Annotated in this window: 14 protein-coding genes and 2 pseudogenes; 8 read left to right on the plus strand and 8 right to left on the minus strand. The window is 55.3% G+C overall.

What is annotated here, in order from left to right; translation table 11 throughout:
* Position 1 precedes the first annotated feature (1 nt).
* Positions 2-1648 carry a malate dehydrogenase (quinone) gene (gene mqo / locus AB4O08_RS04710; RefSeq protein ID WP_460114730.1) on the minus strand — a complete coding sequence of 549 codons (1647 nt, stop codon included), beginning with the start codon at positions 1646-1648 and terminating at the stop codon, positions 2-4.
* 483 nt (positions 1649-2131) lie between these two features.
* Here mqo and AB4O08_RS04715 point away from each other — a divergent pair, with 483 nt between their 5' ends.
* The gene (locus AB4O08_RS04715; protein ID WP_021490974.1) at positions 2132-3319 is read left to right on the plus strand and encodes an MFS transporter; all 1188 of its coding nucleotides are present in this window, start codon (positions 2132-2134) and stop codon (positions 3317-3319) included.
* 104 nt (positions 3320-3423) lie between these two features.
* Here the strand turns inward: AB4O08_RS04715 and AB4O08_RS04720 are convergent, their stop codons facing one another.
* Positions 3424-3645 carry a hypothetical protein gene (locus AB4O08_RS04720; protein ID WP_047541536.1) on the minus strand — a complete coding sequence of 74 codons (222 nt, stop codon included), beginning with the start codon at positions 3643-3645 and terminating at the stop codon, positions 3424-3426.
* Between the two features lie 112 nt (positions 3646-3757).
* On the opposite strand from AB4O08_RS04720, the gene AB4O08_RS04725 reads away from it, so the two are divergent.
* The gene (locus AB4O08_RS04725; RefSeq protein WP_233094869.1) at positions 3758-3970 is read left to right on the plus strand and encodes a CopG family transcriptional regulator; all 213 of its coding nucleotides are present in this window, start codon (positions 3758-3760) and stop codon (positions 3968-3970) included.
* Between the two features lie 385 nt (positions 3971-4355).
* On the plus strand, positions 4356-6020 hold the full coding sequence (locus tag AB4O08_RS04730; RefSeq protein WP_021490977.1) for a tetratricopeptide repeat protein: 1665 nt from the start codon (positions 4356-4358) through the stop codon (positions 6018-6020).
* Positions 6021-6944: 924 nt separating this feature from the next.
* Here the strand turns inward: AB4O08_RS04730 and AB4O08_RS04735 are convergent.
* The 3 genes and pseudogenes from AB4O08_RS04735 to AB4O08_RS04745 all read right to left on the minus strand — a co-directional run.
* Complete coding sequence (locus AB4O08_RS04735) at positions 6945-7217, minus strand: hypothetical protein (RefSeq protein ID WP_080662756.1); 273 nt, start codon at positions 7215-7217, stop codon at positions 6945-6947.
* Positions 7214-8773 carry an S-type pyocin domain-containing protein gene (locus AB4O08_RS04740; protein WP_080662758.1) on the minus strand — a complete coding sequence of 520 codons (1560 nt, stop codon included), beginning with the start codon at positions 8771-8773 and terminating at the stop codon, positions 7214-7216. Before AB4O08_RS04740 ends, AB4O08_RS04735 begins: the two co-directional genes overlap by 4 nt.
* A 701-nt stretch (positions 8774-9474) precedes the next feature.
* Positions 9475-10020 (minus strand): annotated as a pseudogene (locus AB4O08_RS04745) (site-specific integrase); the annotation flags it as partial.
* Positions 10021-10121: 101 nt separating this feature from the next.
* On the opposite strand from AB4O08_RS04745, the gene dusA reads away from it, so the two are divergent.
* Both dusA and tal read left to right on the plus strand, forming a co-directional pair.
* Positions 10122-11132 carry a tRNA dihydrouridine(20/20a) synthase DusA gene (gene dusA / locus AB4O08_RS04750; protein ID WP_021490980.1) on the plus strand — a complete coding sequence of 337 codons (1011 nt, stop codon included), beginning with the start codon at positions 10122-10124 and terminating at the stop codon, positions 11130-11132.
* A 335-nt stretch (positions 11133-11467) separates the two neighbouring features.
* The gene (gene tal, locus AB4O08_RS04755; RefSeq protein ID WP_010212023.1) at positions 11468-12394 is read left to right on the plus strand and encodes a transaldolase; all 927 of its coding nucleotides are present in this window, start codon (positions 11468-11470) and stop codon (positions 12392-12394) included.
* Between the two features lie 212 nt (positions 12395-12606).
* Here the strand turns inward: tal and rssC are convergent, their stop codons facing one another.
* Positions 12607-13089: an anti-sigma factor antagonist RssC gene (gene rssC, locus AB4O08_RS04760; protein ID WP_010212025.1), complete on the minus strand. Its 483-nt coding sequence runs from the start codon at positions 13087-13089 to the stop codon at positions 12607-12609.
* Positions 13089-14270, minus strand: coding sequence for a two-component system response regulator RssB (gene rssB / locus AB4O08_RS04765; protein ID WP_010212027.1), 1182 nt, complete (start codon positions 14268-14270; stop codon positions 13089-13091). The genes rssC and rssB overlap by 1 nt, the downstream gene beginning before the upstream one ends.
* A 276-nt stretch (positions 14271-14546) precedes the next feature.
* Here rssB and AB4O08_RS04770 point away from each other — a divergent pair, with 276 nt between their 5' ends.
* A complete protein-coding gene (locus AB4O08_RS04770; RefSeq protein WP_010212028.1) occupies positions 14547-14843 on the plus strand; it encodes a PilZ domain-containing protein in 297 nt (98 codons plus the stop codon).
* 60 nt (positions 14844-14903) lie between these two features.
* Here the strand turns inward: AB4O08_RS04770 and AB4O08_RS04775 are convergent, their stop codons facing one another.
* Positions 14904-15593 carry an MlaA family lipoprotein gene (locus AB4O08_RS04775; RefSeq protein WP_010212030.1) on the minus strand — a complete coding sequence of 230 codons (690 nt, stop codon included), beginning with the start codon at positions 15591-15593 and terminating at the stop codon, positions 14904-14906.
* Between the two features lie 195 nt (positions 15594-15788).
* On the opposite strand from AB4O08_RS04775, the pseudogene AB4O08_RS04780 reads away from it, so the two are divergent.
* Both AB4O08_RS04780 and AB4O08_RS04785 read left to right on the plus strand, forming a co-directional pair.
* Positions 15789-16396 (plus strand): annotated as a pseudogene (locus AB4O08_RS04780) (HAD family phosphatase).
* 111 nt (positions 16397-16507) lie between these two features.
* Positions 16508-16774: a DUF4404 family protein gene (locus AB4O08_RS04785; RefSeq protein ID WP_010212034.1), complete on the plus strand. Its 267-nt coding sequence runs from the start codon at positions 16508-16510 to the stop codon at positions 16772-16774.
* Positions 16775-16860: the final 86 nt, after the last annotated feature.

The following is a 16860-nucleotide window of genomic DNA, read 5'->3' on the forward strand; positions in this document are numbered from 1 at the left end:
CTTACAGCGCCAGGTCAGACGCCGGCTTGCTCGGCTCAGCCGCAGGCTTGGCAGCCTCGGTGGCCTTTGGTGCAGCCACTTGCGGAATCACAGGCGGTGTAGGCAGTTGCAGGATCTCGGCGGTGTAGGCCCATTCCTTGGCGACCGCTTCAGGGCTGTCGTTCAGCTTGGTGCCGTAGCTCGGTACGATCTGGTGCAGCTTGGTCTGCCACTCAGGGGTCGCCACCTTGTCCTTGAACACTTTCTGCAGCACGGTCAGCATGATCGGAGCCGCGGTGGACGCGCCTGGCGATGCGCCCAACAGGCCGGCAATGGTGTTGTCGACGGAGCTGACGACTTCGGTGCCGAGTTTCAGCACGCCGCCCTGCTCTTCGTCACGCTTGATGATCTGCACGCGCTGACCGGCTTGCCACAGGCGCCAGTCGGATTGCTTGGCGTTCGGGAAGTACTCTTGCAGCGCCTTGAAGCGGTCGTCGTCCGACAGCATCAGTTGGCCGGCGAGGTACTCGACCAGTGGGTATTCGCGAATACCGACTTTGGTCATTGGCCAGATGTTGTGGGTGGTGGTGCTGGTCAGCAGGTCCAGGTACGAGCCTTCTTTCAAGAACTTGGTCGAGAAGGTGGCGAATGGGCCAAACAGGATCACGCGCTTGCCATCCAGGACACGGGTGTCCAGGTGCGGAACCGACATCGGCGGTGCGCCAACCGAAGCTTTACCGTAGGCCTTGGCCAGGTGTTGCTCGGCCACGGTTGGGTTATCGGTCACCAGGAACGAGCCGCCTACCGGGAAGCCAGCGTATTCCTTGGCTTCAGGAATGCCCGACTTTTGCAGCAAGTGCAGTGCACCGCCGCCCGCGCCGATGAACACAAACTTGGCGTCGGTCTCGGTCTTGGTGCCATCTTTCAGGTTTTTGTAGCTCACACGCCACGAACCGTCGGCGTTCTTGGTGATGTCCTGCACTTCGCTCGACAGTTTCAGGTCGAACTTAGGGGTGGTTTGCAGGTGAGCGACGAACTGGCGGGTGATCTCGCCGAAGTTCATGTCGGTACCCAGCGGGCTCCAGGTGGCCGCGATTTTCTGGTTCGGGTCACGCCCTTCCATCATCAGCGGAACCCACTTGGCGATCTGCGCCGGGTCTTCGGAGTACTGCATGCCGGCGAACAGCGGGCTGGCTTTCAGGGCTTCGTAGCGTTTTTTCAGGAACTTGATGTTGTCATCGCCCCACACAAAACTCATGTGCGGTGTGGTGTTGATGAACGAACGCGGGTCCTTCAGCACGCCCTGACGGACCTGCCAGGCCCAGAACTGACGGGAGATCTGGAACGCTTCGTTGATCTCGACCGCTTTCGGGATCTCAACGTTGCCGTTCTTGTCTTCAGGGGTGTAGTTCAGCTCAGCCAGGGCCGAGTGACCGGTACCGGCGTTGTTCCAGCCGTTGGAGCTTTCTTCGGCGACGCCGTCGAGGCGCTCGACCATTTCCATCGACCAACCCGGCTCCAGCTCATTGAGCCATACACCCAGGGTCGCACTCATAATGCCGCCGCCGATCAGCAGCACATCGACTTTCTTTGCCTCTTCCGCGTGAACGGAGCTGATCCCCAGCGACAAAGCCAGCCCCAGCAGGGCAGTGTTTACTTTTTTAAACATCAGTAGCACCTATGATAAAACGCCATCCGCCCTACCGCCCCTGATCATGGGCAACCCTCTATCACGCTGCGCCAGGCAACGCACCGCGGGGTTTGCACATTCACGAGAGAGCCGCAGGGTGGGCACACAAGGCCGACGTATCGACCTCACTGTTTATGTCCCTTCTGCGCTGACTTCTTATCATTATTGGCTTCAGCTACCTGGGCGAGAGCCAATCGCTGGGACGTATACGGATGTACGCACCAGAGAAAGACTAGACCAAGACGGCGCGCAGAATATCACGGCAAAAGGCCGTTATGCGCTGTTTGGCCAATTGACAGCTCTAAATCGCGGGTTTTAACCCGTCGATGTCAAGCGTGGCAGGCGCGACCTGAGGTCACAGGCCCGGAACTCTCACGCAAAAGGCTGTTCTAGACACCTTTGCCGCTGCTTGCGTAGCATCGGCGGCTCTCCTTCGTGCAATCCATCCCAATAGAGTTACCCATGACTATCCAGCAAACACCCGGGCACGTGCTGCCCGCGCGCAGCGCCGCCAAAATGGAAGCGGCCATGGCCGTGGGCGCCTTCGCGATCGGTACTGGCGAATTTGCCATCATGGGGTTGATGCCCGACATCGCCCAAAACCTGGGTTTGAGCGAACCCCAGGTCGGCCACGCCATCAGCGCCTACGCCCTGGGCGTCATGGTTGGTGCCCCGCTGCTGGCCATCCTCGGTGCCAAGCTGCTGCGTAAACACATGCTGCTGTTGCTGATGGGCCTGTACGCCCTCGGCAACCTGGCCACTGCGTTCACCCCGACCTTCGGTTCGCTGGTGGCCTTTCGCTTCATCAGCGGCCTGCCCCACGGCGCCTACTTCGGCATCGCTGCCGTCGTCGCGTCCAGCATGGTACCCAACGACAAACGCGCCGGCGCCGTGGCCCGCGTAATGATGGGCTTGACCCTGGCCATGCTGCTCGGCAACCCCATCGCCACCTTCCTTGGCCAGCACCTTGGCTGGCGCTCGGCATTTGCGCTGGTCAGCGTGATTGCCCTGTGCACCATCGCGCTCGTCTGGCAGTACGTGCCCCATCGCCACGACGAACAACGCAGCGACCCGCGCAAGGAGATGCGCGCTTTCACCAAGCCTCAAGTGTGGATGGCCTTGTCGATTGGTGCGATTGGGTTTGCCGGGATGTTCTGCGTGTTCAGCTACCTGGCGCCGACGATGCTGGAAGTGACCAAAGTGTCGCCGCAGTGGATTCCCTTCGGCCTGGCGGCGTTTGGCGTGGGCGGCATCATCGGCAACATCGCCGGTGGCAAACTGTTCGATCGCATGCAGTTCCGTGCAGTGGGCTTGATCCTGGTGTGGTCCATGGCCGTGCTGCTGTTCTTCCCCTTCGCCGCATCGTCGCTGTGGGGCGTGCTGCTGAGCATGGGTCTGGTCGGCACCATGGTGGCCCTGGCCGCACCGCTGCAAATCCGCCTGATGGATATTGCCCACGAAGCCCCGAGCCTGGCGGCAGCGTCCAACCACGCGGCGTTCAACCTGGCGAACGCGCTGGGGCCATGGTTCGGCGGCATGGCGATTACGGCCGGATACGGCTGGACCAGCACCGGCTACATCGGCGCCGCGACAGCGCTGGTTGGCCTGGGCATCTACCTGATAGCCCGTCGCATGAAAGGCGGGCAGTGACACTTCCCAGACCACCACAGCCCTAATGTGGGCACTCTGATGTGGAAGCGGGCTTGCCCGCGATAGCGGTGGGCCAGTCAATAAATAATGACTGCCCGCCCCCATCAATCATCATGCAACAACCCCGCCCCATACTCCCCATAACTACTCCCCAGCCCGCTGCCGCCAAAATTCATCTTGGCGGCCTTGCTGGGGCTGTGGTCCCCAAACGCCTGGCATCCGCCTGAAAAGCACGGATCGCTGTTCAAGCCTGATGAGCCCGACGAACAAGCGGCCAACAGCAACGTGCCAGCAATCATCGCGACTTTGACGAGGTTGGAAATCATGTTTTCAGTTCCCTGTGGACGGGAGGCGCGGAGGTCCTCTCTTAAGCAGGAGCGTAGTCCTCAACGGCGCAGGGAATTATGAAACTTTGCAGGGGGACAGCGCGGGTTCAGGTTGCCGCCTTGGGGTCTTGCCGACCTGGTCAAAACCAACGGCCAGACTCTGAGTGACCTGGCGATGCAGGTTCTGCACGACGACATCGAGCACGAAAAAACGCCGACAGCTCAGATCGAGTTGGCAGTGAAAGAAGCCGAGCTAGGCAAATTCGCCACCGATGACCATATGGCAACTAGGCGCGTTCAGAGCTGGCGTCGGCATGCGAGTTGAGTGGCTTGAAAGCGCACTCAAGCATCTGGAAGACGAAGCAAACTATATCGGGCTCGAAAATCCACAAGCGGCTACCGTTCCCGTTCGAAGTGTTGAATGCGCGAAACAGTGCTCTCGGACAGCCAAGATGCATCCCTGATAAACTGCGCGACATTCGCCTCGTTGACTCAGACCCCAAATGCCCCTACAAACCGCCACTCTCTCCCGCCGCTTCTCCGTCGCTCTCATGATGGATTGAACGACTTTTTTGTCAGAGCCTTGGAGGACGCCAGCTCTATCGTGGGTCGAATTTCTTCGTACCACTTTTGTACCATCACCCAAGGTTTAATGAGATTCACCACCGCCGTGATGATATGCTTCTCAAAAATTATGGGAGTACGAGGCGTTGACGGTATCTAACCAGGGAGCGGTGGGAGCAACAGTTCGTATAATCATACTTATTGTTTTAGGGTATGCCCCCTCGATTAGCTACAGTGCTGCTGTAAAAAAGGAGGAGTTAGCCTTTACCTCTTATAAAGAGCTCGCTCAAATTCGCTTAGAAAATACGCGCGATATTCTACAAAAAGACATTCAGGCTCTGTCTTCTCGCTTAGACATTCAAGATAAACGCTTAGACACCCAAAACTCACATATAGATCAAAGCCTGAGCCTGTTGGGAATCTTGCTTACAGCACTCGGTATAATACTTCCATTAGCAGGTCTAGCTGGTTATTTCTCAGTCTCGCGCAAAGCGCGCAGCGAGGCACAGACAGAAGCCCAGAAGGAAGCTCGAAAAGAGGCTAAAGTTACAGCCAACGAATGGTTTGGCGTGCACGCCGACGAGTTACAAACTCGATTAGACGCGCTTCAAGAAAAATTACAAGCCCTAGAAAACCAAGCAGAGGTTGGATTTAACTTACACATTCAGCGAGTCCAAGACGGCGCGGATTTAGCGATTAAAGAGATACAATTGTCCGTTAGCGGGCAAGATATATCTAAAGCTAAAATTTCCGAAACTGCTGCCAGTGCGCTTGCAGAGGCGGCAACTGCAGCAACAAACAAACCAGAATCAACTTATACGTTCAGAGATTGGAACAACCGCGCATTTGATGCCTACCGCAAGGGCGAAACGGAACGGGCGGCTCGTTTTTGGCGCGACGCGGCTGATGTAAAGTCCGCCACCCCGCAACAAGTATCACAGGCTATGTCTAACGCAGGTGCAGCGATGACAGAGCTCAAACGCTATGAGCAAGCCATTGGTATTTATGATGAGTTCATCAAACGATTCGATGGCAAAGAAGGTGAGGATATGAAATCATCGGTCGCTGAAGCGTTAAACGGAAAAGCCGGGTGTTTGGGACTATTAGGGCGTTTCGACGAAGCAGACGCTTTGCTTGATATAATTATTTCCCGACTTGAAAAAAATGAAATACTTTCACATAGCGAATACATGGCTCACGCACTCACCAACAAGATTATTGGTCTATCAATTAAAAACTTAGACAATCAAGCATTTGAATTATGCGAATATTTTCTTTCGCGCTTTGATGATGCTGACACCCAAGAAATTGTGAAGCATCTAATTACTGTAAGAAGTCGTAAAATTGGTCTTTTATCTTCCGCAGACCGAACAAATGAAGCAAATCAAATTTTCGATCATACTATTGCTCAATTTGGAGAATGGGACGATTCAGAAATCAAAGACGAAATAGGAAAATTAAAGAACGCCAAGGCATTTGCTCTCCTTTGCCAAGCAAAAGCGAAATGGGCTGATTTGCACTTCCGAAAGGATGCTTTAAAACAAGCAGCAAATCTTTTTGATGAAGCTATCGCAGAAGTATCAGATATCTCAGTACCACTTGGAAACCAAGCTTATTGTGCCCATCTGCTAGGAGAAAATAAAAAATCCATCAGCGAGAAGCTTCTCCAAGGACTCACCTTGGATGGTAAATGGCTGTACGAAGCAACCCTCAGAGATCTCTTGATTCATCCAGTTCCAGAGAAAGACGAAACATATAGAGTCTTGTTGGAAGAACTATGGACTAGCATAAGAGAGCAGTTAAAAAGCTGATAATTAAAAAGCTCTAGGACTAAATTATTTTCGTAGCTTTGTATCTAGCTAATTAAGAGAGTCGTTAAATTACATAGATAATTTACGTCGGAGTGTTAACGGTCAGTAGTAAAGGGACAGATTTTTTTAAAATTTTAGGTCTCGCGCCGCAGGATCAACACCCAGCCCCGTCCGACCCATTTCTGATAAACTGCCCACCCTCGTATTCTCCATCCAAGATTCCAATGCCTTCCGCCATAGCTCCATCGCAAGTCCTCTCCAGCCGCTTCTCCATCGCCACCATGATGGATTGGAACTCCTAATTCTACAGGCCTTGTAACACTTGACCTGTAGCGCACCATAAAAAAACCCCGTACCAGTTTCGCACCACTCACCTCCTGAGATAGCTCTCGCCTGGCCGACAAAACCACATCCGAATGGTCGCGTCACGGTGCTTATTGTCAATGCCTGTCGCTCCAATCCCAACATCCCCTGCAAACGTCAACATCTGACGCTCTGTGGGTGAGTGCGCGCGCGTGAACCTAAATGTAGCGGCTCGCGTTTGGAACACGCGGGCTGGCATTCAGCAGCATTTCTAGCTCATATTTACTGCAACCAATCAAACTCCCCGGCTCAGATTGATGACAGGTAGGCTTGCATCCGATGGAGCTGGTTCGCATTCCATTGTGGCGGACTCACGCTATTTGCAATTACCCCGGTAGTCCTGTTTTGTCCATTGGGTTTTAGACATTTGTCGTGACGCCTCTTGAAAAGGCACTCAGATCCTTGTAATACGAAAATAAAATCTCATGCCCATGACCCATTTGAGCATGCCTAAAAAGCACAAGCATCAATAGTATCCAGCATACGGAGAGGAATAATTCTTCAATGTCCAGGCAAAAGAAAACCCAGCTTGAGCTGGGTTTTCTTCTGCAGGCCTATATATTAATCAAAAGTGTATTTATTCTCAGTCAAGAATGTAGGGCTTCTCCAGTTTGGCCCTTTTGTCAGGGTTAAGTCTTTATATAAAACTAATCCCTCTAGCGCCATATTGTGAACCAATTTCATAAGCTCAAGATTATTGCCAATATTGATCCAGCCGTTTCGACTGTACAGCCCATCTAATCTTGGGTATGAGATGCCACTTTCACTCCGAGTTGCGAAAAGAATGACATCTTCGGGCGTTTCCGATTGCACTATTTTAGTAATAACACTCATTTTTCTTCCCTCTCTACTTGCGCGTCGTCAGCTTCTATCGCTTCTGGCGTGTAAAATAAGTTAAATCCGTCTTTTAGCTTATAGTCCTCCAAGGTAGCAGTATGGGCACTATTCCAGATGGTATCATCATTCGGTTTCCCACCATCTGCGACGCCCAATGCCCTATACCGCTCGAGCTCTCGAATTTCATGTGTGTAAAAACGTTTATCAATATCAGTAATAGATATCTGACCACTCAAAATTTTCTCAAGTCGGTCAAGCATAATTATATTAGCGTCTGATGGATCGAATCGTGACGTATGCAACTTAACCAGATCAATACCTTCCTGAGTCACCGTTGCCGTTGTCCAATCAAGATCTAGGGTTGGCCCTCCGGCTTTATCAGGATTGTACATCCGTCCGCTGTGTTCACCTTTGGTGGTAGCGCCTTCGTACGGACTACTAAATACCGCATAAATCGGCGGCAAACCCGAATCTGCGGGGTACACGTAGATACCATCTCGGATGGACAACTGCTTGGCAATCGGAAACGGCTCAGCTTTGACCTCAATTGGCGTCAGCGTGATGCCGGTGTATACCGGATTTTCCACTGGTTGCGCTGGGGTCGCTGTTGAACTATCACCTGGTGCCGCAATTGGAAATGTCAGGGTGATCGGCGGTGTATCGGTTGTAGTAAACGTATAGGCGTTGGCCACAGGATCAAGCACCAATGCCCTTACCGGAACAGTTGGGGCTAGTCCACCAGTGACCTGGGTGGCCACTACCGAATACTTCGATTGATCACCATAAAGCCGATATAGCACATCAACCGTCCCACCAGCCGCCGCTACCTCGAGAAGATTATCAGGCAGGCTAGGCGCCAGTTCCTTAGCGGGCAGATCCAGCATTGTCGCGGGCAGCTCCCCGTTGCCAAGGGACTCTGAATACGTCAAAGCTCCAATACCGACTGCCGTGGCCGCACTCACAACTGTACTCAGCGCTACCTTAGCCGCTTGAATCGCCGCCTCCAACGTAACGCCTGAACCTGCCGTGACGGCAATAGAGCCTGCAGCCGTACTCAGTTGCATAGCACCGGCTGCGGGAAGCCTGAACGTGTGAGCTGCTTTAAGTGCTGCGGCTTCAGCAGCTACCCTAGCAGCCTCAGCTGCTGCCGCCTCATCGGCAAAACGTTTGGCCTCAGCGTCTGCACGTGCTTGGTTAGCCTGTGCTTGAAGATTCTGCTTCAGGACATTTAAATAATCGATCTCCCGATTGATATATTTTGCAGCATACGCAGCCTCAAGTGAGGTGTACCATTCTTTATAATTTTTATCTGGAGGGTAGTTTGTCTTGCTCCCGCTGATTGCATCTTTAATAAATTGCATAGTCGGGAAACGAAAGAAATCTCCATAGTAGTACTTATCAGCAATCGCTTTTTGAGCAGCAGCAGCCTGTGATTTTTGAGTGATTAGCGTATCTACCGAACGAATATGCTGTTCGATTTTCTCGACTTCGCCCGCGGGACCGCCGTCATTTTGTTCTATTGCAGTAATGCTTTTTGCAATAGATTCGGGCATCAACTGAAGATTCGTTGCAAAGCTCGCCTCTTGATCCTTAACATTTTGGGAAATAATGGGGGGGTATGTGCTAAGTATATAAGTACGCGTTGCAACGTTAATTAGCTGTCCAGTGTGACTATGTGAGAAATCACTGTCACCACCTTCGCCTCCGAATGTCTGTGGTTCATATTTATTAATATCGTTGATTTTAATTTCTGGAAGATAAAGCGTGTCGCCAATCATAGGCATAGTGAATTTCCTTTTCGCTATATTCAGTACGATAGCTCTCATATTTCAGTAAAGTGAACGGCTGATTACCCCATCACCTTACTACCCTCTGATGAACGGCTTCGGCTCTGAAGCTCTCTGTTTCTGAGAAGCTCAACGAACAAAAATCCCCGTCTGCTGCACTCTTCATCATGCCGCACACACACTGTATGCATACACAGCAAAGACCGCAACAAAAAATATGCATTTATGCATATCCAGACTGGCAAACGGGGGATATCGGGGGGATATCTGGGTCAGACCACGATATCTAACGTACTGGCCTCCCTCCGATCCGGCACATTCCACACGTAGCAATGTGCAACGCGAGGTGGTGAGAAGCGCACAAGCCTCTCCCACACCCTAGACCCATCCCTGATAAACTGCGCCCCATTCGCCTCGCTGGCTCAGACACCCCAATACCCCTACAAACCGCTCCCCTCTCCCGCCGCTTCACGCTCGCGGCTTTTTAGGTTGTAGCCCAGCTTGCGCAGTACTCGGCGGGCGCCGCCCATGGCGAGCGGATCGACCTGGTAACCCCAAGCATCTTTGGCGATCGCCAGAACGGCGCCGAGGTGCGTCAGGTCGTTGCCAGCAGTTTGTGGCTGAACGCCGCCACCCTCGCGGCTCATTCGGAAGAGTGCAAAGTCGACCAGGCATTGGGTGGTGACGTCGATATCGTTCAGTTGGCCGATGTCCATCTTGCCGATGGCTTCAAGCGTGGCCTTCTTGGTTTTGCCCAACGGCCTGGCCTTTCCCACTTCCAACAGGTACTGGTCGATCATGTCTTTGACGGTGACGCCCTACCGGCTGGCCCGCTCGATCGCACCTGGCTGGTCCAGCTCCGATTCGCGCTTGCGCGTCCACGCCTGGGCAGCCTGTTTACGGGCGAAGGTCTGGCTCTCTTGGTAGACTTGCACTCCGTCGCGTTTGATGCGGATTTGAGCCGTGTAGCTCACAGTCCCATCCGCCAGTTTTCTTGCCCTGATAGTTGCCATTTTGAAGGTGGTACGCGTCAGTTTTGAGGTGGTACATCGTACCACCGAGCCTAAAAACGCCTGAAAACGCCCTAAAACTCGCCAAGAACACGTTGAGTAAAATGCTAGATAAACAGAGCTTTAGCCCAGCAGAATCAAGCCCCGCACTGTCTCGGCGCTTTAGCGTTGCACCTATGATGGACTGGACCGACCGCCACTGCCGGTTCTTCCTGCGCCTGCTCTCCAAGCACGCCCTGCTCTACACCGAGATGGTCACCACCGGCGCGATCCTCCATGGCGACCATGACCGTTTCCTGCGCCACAACGAAGCCGAGCACCCGCTTGCACTGCAACTGGGCGGCAGTGTCCCCGCCGATTTGGCCGCTTGCGCGCGCATGGCCGAGGCCGCTGGCTACGATGAAGTGAACCTGAACGTCGGCTGCCCCAGCGATCGGGTGCAGAACAACATGATCGGCGCGATCCTGATGGCGCATCCGGCGTTGGTGGCGGAGTGTGTGAAGGCGATGCGCGATGCGGTGTCGATTCCGGTGACGGTGAAACATCGCATCGGGATCAATGGGCGGGACAGTTATGCGCAGTTGTGTGATTTCGTCGGGACGGTGAAGGACGCAGGCTGCACCAGTTTCACCGTGCATGCGCGGATTGCGATTCTGGAGGGGTTGTCGCCGAAGGAGAACCGCGACATTCCGCCGTTGCGGTATGACGTGGCGGCTCAGTTGAAGCGGGACTTTCCAGAGCTGGAGATTGTGCTCAACGGTGGGATCAAGACATTGGAGCAGTGTCACGAGCATTTGCAGGTGTTTGATGGGGTGATGCTGGGCCGGGAGGCTTATCACAATCCCTATTTGCTGGCAGAAGTGGATCAGCAGTTGTTTGGCAGTGAGGCGCCGGTGATCAGTCGCGCAGAGGCGTTGGTGCAGTTGCGGCCTTATATTGCGGAGCATTTGGCTTCGGGTGGGTCGATGCACCATATCACTCGGCATATCCTGGGGCTGGGCACCGGTTTCCCGGGGGCGCGCAAGTTCAGGCAGTTATTGTCGGTGGATATTCATAAGGCAAGCGATCCGTTGGCGTTGCTGGATCAGGCCGGGGCGTTGTTGGAGGGGCGGTGATGGCGTGGGTGTACGTTGGTTTATTGGGGGGGGGCTGACAGGCCGCATTCGCGAGCAAGCCCGCTCCCACATGTAGACGTGTGTCCATCAGGAAGACCGGGGTGGCTGTGGGCCGTTATCGCAGGCAAGCCAGCTTCCACAGGTCGACCGAGTGGATCGGGTGGAAGTTAGGTTGAACCCGATGGTGATTTTGGCCTCCTATCTAGCACCACGGCCGGTGATTCAAACGGCTGTTTTCAGGTTGTTGCCCTCGCAAACGATCGAACGCATTTGCGCCCTTGAGCGCCTGCCGGCGCTCGGGTAATGTCATCAGACCCACAGGACAGAGCACGCCCATGACTTCCAAGCTGGAACAACTCAAGCAATTCACCACCGTCGTAGCCGATACCGGCGATTTTTCTACCCTCGCCAAGCTCAAGCCGCAAGATGCCACCACTAACCCTTCCCTGCTGCTCAAGGCCGCTTCGATCCCAGGCTATGCCAAGCTGCTGGATGAGTGCGTAAAGGACTGCAACGGTGATGTGGGCCTGGCCAGCGACCGCTTTGCGGTGGCGGTAGGTCAAGAGATCCTCAAAGTGGTGCCGGGCCGTATTTCCACTGAAGTGGATGCCCGCCTGTCGTTCGACACTGACGCCGTACTCAAGCGCGCGCACCGTCTGATCGACCTGTACGACAAAGCCGGCGTTGGCCGCGACCGCGTACTGATCAAGATCGCCTCCACCTGGGAAGGCATCCGCGCCGCCGAGCAGCTGGAAAAAGAAGGCATCCAGACCAACCTGACGCTGTTGTTCTCCTTCGCCCAGGCCGTGGCCTGTGCAGAGGCTGGCGTGTTCCTGATCTCGCCGTTCGTGGGTCGAATCTACGATTGGTACAAAAAGGCCAACGGCAACGACTACACCGGTGCTGAAGACCCGGGCGTGCAGTCGGTGACGCGCATCTACAACTACTACAAGGCCAACGGCTACAAGACCGTGGTGATGGGCGCGAGCTTCCGCAACCTGAGCCAGATCGAAGAGCTGGCTGGGTGTGATCGCCTGACCATCAGCCCGGACTTGCTGGAGAAGCTGGCGGCGGATGAAGGCAAGCTGGAGCGCAAGTTGTCGCCAGGCCATGCCGGTGAAGCCCGCGTGCATCTGACTGAAGCGCAGTTCCGTTGGGAGTCCAACGAGGACGCGATGGCGACTGAGAAGCTGGCGGAAGGTATTCGTCAGTTTGCTCGGGACCAGGAGAAGCTGGAGGCGCTGCTGTCGGCCAAGCTGTAAGGGCAGATAGCAGCAAAAAGGGCGGCACCTTGGCGGGTGTCGCCCTTTTTTGTGCTGCCAATTTCAAGCCAGTCACAAATCCAATGTGGGAGGGGCGGTGCGACGATTCGACTTGCTCCCGATGGCGGTGGGTCAGTCAGCATATTTATGACTGACATACCGCAATCGGGGGCAAGCCCCCTCCCCCATTTTGATCACATTTCAATTGAGGATCAGTGGCGCTCGAGGGCGTTGACGAGGTCGTGGAAGGCTTCGCGGTTGGACTCGTTGAGGCCCATGAGGATCTTGTGCGCTTCCAGCACCTTGACCCGTACGATCTCTTCGGACTGGTCTTGCGACGGCAGGTCGGTGAGGCATTCCGGGCAGGGAATTGGGCGGTCAACGATGTTGAACACCTGGTCAAAGCCCATCGACTGCAATAGACGGGTGATGTCTTCGTGGGTGGTGACCACAGTCGGCAACAGGCCGACCTTCTGCCGAGACAGAATGGACAACTTGGCCAGCAGGCCAAGAGTGGTGCTATCGATGCTGCGGGTTTCGGTCAGATCGATCACGATCGCCGAGAAGTTCAGCGCTGTGAAGATCCGCTCAATCGTCGCATCCAGCGCCGAACACAAGGTCAGGCGCACTTCGCCGACAAACTTCAGGACAAACGTCCCGTCTTGCTCGGCGAATTGGATTCTTCCGGTACTCATCAAAGATTCCTGCTCAACACCAATAGGGCGATATCATCCGGCATCTCCCCTAGCGTGGCCAATCCAAAAACCTGCCGCAGGCCATCCAGGCTGCCGCCCGCCGACTTGACCTTTTGGGGCAAGGCGGCTTCTTTCTCTTTGAGTGTAGGCTCTGGAAGAAGGTCCAGGATGCCGTCTGACATCAGCGTGAGGCTGAACGTCGGCGGCAATTCCAGGATGTGGTCTTCGTAGGTGGCTTCGTTGAACAAGCCTACCGGCAGACCACGCCCTTCCAGGTAACGCACACTGTCTGGAGTGTATAAAACCGGCATCGGCAGGTGACCGCCAATGCTGTAGGTCAAAAGACCGGTTTCTTCATCAATCACGCCGCCGACCATCGTCACGTGCTTGCCCAGCTTGCAGCTGATCAGGCCCCGGTTGATGTGGCCCAGTACCTCGGAGGGCGTGAACTCCGGCAAGGTGCCATTGCGCTTGGATTCGAACAACAACCGCGTGGTCATGAACTTCAACAACACGGTGACAAAAGCAGAGGAAGCGCCATGGCCGGAGACGTCGGCCAGGTAGAACGCCACACGTCGCTCATCCACACGGAAGTAATCGACAAAATCACCCGACAAGTACAGTGACGGGATGATCTGGTGGGCAAACTGGAAGTCGTCGATGGTCCAGGGGCTGACCGGCAGCATGTTCATTTGCACCTGGCGACCGGCATTCTGGTCTTCCTGGAGCAGGTTGAGGCTGGCTTCGAGTTCGCGGTTGGCGGTTTCGAGCTTTTCGCGGTAGCGCTGGTTTTCCACCAACAGGCGCGCACGATCCAGGGCACGGCGCACCGAGTGCTCCAGCACCGCCAGGTCTTCCAGGGGTTTGATCAGATAATCGGCGGCACCCAGGCGCAAGGCTTCGACAGCATCGTTCATCACCCCGGCGCCCGACACGACAATCACCGGCGTCTGCGGGGCGAGCTCAGTCACCTGGCGAATCAGCTCCAGGCCGCCCATCTGGGGCATGCGCAGGTCGCAGATCACAAGGTCGGGCTGGTCGCGCTCGAATACCTGGAGACCCTGTTGGCCATTACCGGCCTGCAGGACGCTGAAGCCACTGTCTTCCAAATAGGCCGCGAGGCTCGCGCGCACTACTTCGTCGTCATCGATTATCAGCAGCGTGGCACTGGTTTTTTGCATGTGGGCAAACGGCGCCAGAATTAGGTTGGCGTAGGTGGCGCGACAAGGGTCGGGCGCACGTACTGGATTCGCTTTCTAGCCTCTCTGTCCTACAAAGCATTGGGATTTTCCCCATGCACAACGGTAAAGCAGAGGTGCCCTTCTAAGGCGCAGACGGTACTCCCATCCGTCAGGGGTTTCAAGCTCATGCCGATGGTCGCCGAGCGTCTTTACACCGCAAATCACCGGGAGTTATAAGAACAGGCACGACCACAACACAAAGTAAGGATGAAGCCCATGAGCGAACACGAGCGCGACTACGCCGAAAAACGCGATTTCATCCGCATGCGCGTGGATGCCGATGTGTCGCTGATCCACGCAGGACAAGAGATCGCCGGGGTGTGCGTGGACCTGTCCAGCTCCGGCATGCAGGTGCAGGCGCCACGCCAGTTCAATGTAGGCGACCTGTTGACCGTGCGCATCGATTCGGAGCACGCGGCACTGAAAGGCCTGGAGGCCGATACCCAGGTGGTGTGGACCAGGGCCACAGGCGAAGACCAGCACCTGGGCCTCAAGATCCTGAAAATGCGCTGAAACCGCGCACAAAAAAGGCGACCCAAGTGGGTCGCCTTTTTCATTTCAAAACGTCACAGCTTAAAAGTCGTCAACGACCTTGCCGTCCTTGACCTTGAACTCACGGTTCTGCAGGTAAGCGTTACGAATGAAGGTGTACTTGTCACCAGTGATCAGCTTCTCGCTGTCGAGCAGGCTGGCACGGGTGTCGACGATGTTCAGGCCAAAGGTGCTGTTGCGCCAGCCGATATCGTTCATGTAGCGGTACGGTTGGGTGTAGCTGTCCACGTACTTGGACGGCGCGTCACGCAAGGTGCTTGGGCCCAACAGTGGCAGCATCACGTACGGACCGCTGCCGACACCCCAGTAGCCGAGGGTCTGGCCGAAGTCTTCGTCGCTGCGTTGCAGCCCCATTTTGGTGCCGACATCGATGAAGCCCAGCACGCCGAAGGTGGTGTTGACCAGCAAACGGGCGGTGTCGACACCGGCATTATGCGGCTTGAGTTGCAGCACGTTGTTGGCCAGGTTGCCCACATCGCCAATGTTGCGGAAGAAGTTGTGAATGCCATCCTGCACGAACTGCGGGGTCACGAACTGATAGCCCTGGGCCAATGGCTTGAGCGCATAGGTATCAACGGTGTCGTTAAAGGTAAAGATCGGGCGGTTGACGCTTTCCCATGGATCGTCTTCCGATGCAGCCTGTGCGGCGAAAGGCGCCAGTAAGACAGTGGCACACACCGACAACTGAGCGAAATAGTGGCTCCAGCGCATAGCTTTTGCTCCTTGAATGGTCTGTCATGGGCGCTATGCCCTGAATAAGGCCGTCAGTATATGACGGAAGTCGCCAATTGGGCAGCAACTAGGAATCGTCAGACCTAAAATGGACAAAATTCCTACAATTAACAATCCTGTCATCGACTTGTCATCCCGGCTCGATAGCGTTGGCGCTATTTCAGGGATGTCGACATGCCTCACGCCGAGATAGCCATCGCCAGCGCTCCCACTTTGACTGCCGTCCTGTTTGGCCTGAGTGGCTGCCTGGTGGACTTCGGTTCCCGGGCGCGCACCGACTCGCCCTCCCCGGACTCCCAAGCCACACCGGGCGCGCTGAAAATCCTGCGAGCCCTCAAGGAGCAAGGCGTACCCTGCGCCTGGCTGGATGAACTCCCCCCTCCATCACTACCCCACTCGCCGCCGGACTGCCCGACTGGCTCAAGGCGACGTCGCCCTCCTCCATTCGCTGGCCCGCGCCCCACGCCTGCTGGCAAGCCTTGATGGAACTGAACATCGAACGCCTGGAAGGCTGCGTATTGGTCAGTGGCGAACCGCGCCTGTTGCAATCAGGGCTCAATGCCGGGCTGTGGACCATCGGCCTGGCCTCCTGCGGCTCATTGTGCGGCATGGCGCCCGAACAATGGCAGGCGCTGAGCGAACAGGAACGCGAACATAAGCGCGGCAAGGCCACCGTTGCCCTTTACGGGCTGGGCGTGCACTCGGTAATCGATCACTTGGGCGAACTCGGCACATGCCTCGCCGATATCAGCCTGCGCCAGCTCAAAGGCGAAAAGCCCTGACACGGATCATGCACAGTCGACGCCAGTGGATTAATCTAAAGGTCAGCCCGTAGACCTTTCTCGGCGTGCCGCGGTCTATGCCAGTGCCTATCGATATAAAGGAAACACGTCATGCCTGATCGCAAAAAACTGGAAGAACAGGTCGAGATCCTGCGCGGGCAGTTGGAACAGGAACCGCCGCTGTCGGAAGAAAAACGTGATGCATTGGAAGCCTTGATTGCCAAGTTCGAATTACAACTCGAATTGGAACCGGCTACGCAAACCCCCAGTATTTCCGACGATGTGAATCAAGCGGCCATCGAGTTCGATGCTGAGCACCCGGTGATTTCCGGGACCTTGCGCAATATCATGATCACCTTGGGCAATATCGGGATCTAAACCAATCCCCAAGGCAAGCACAGAGACCAATGTGGGAGCTGGCACGCCCGCGATAGCGATCATTCAGTCATCCATCAGGTGACTGA

The sequence above is a fragment of the Pseudomonas sp. H3_E07 genome (assembly GCF_054668895.1).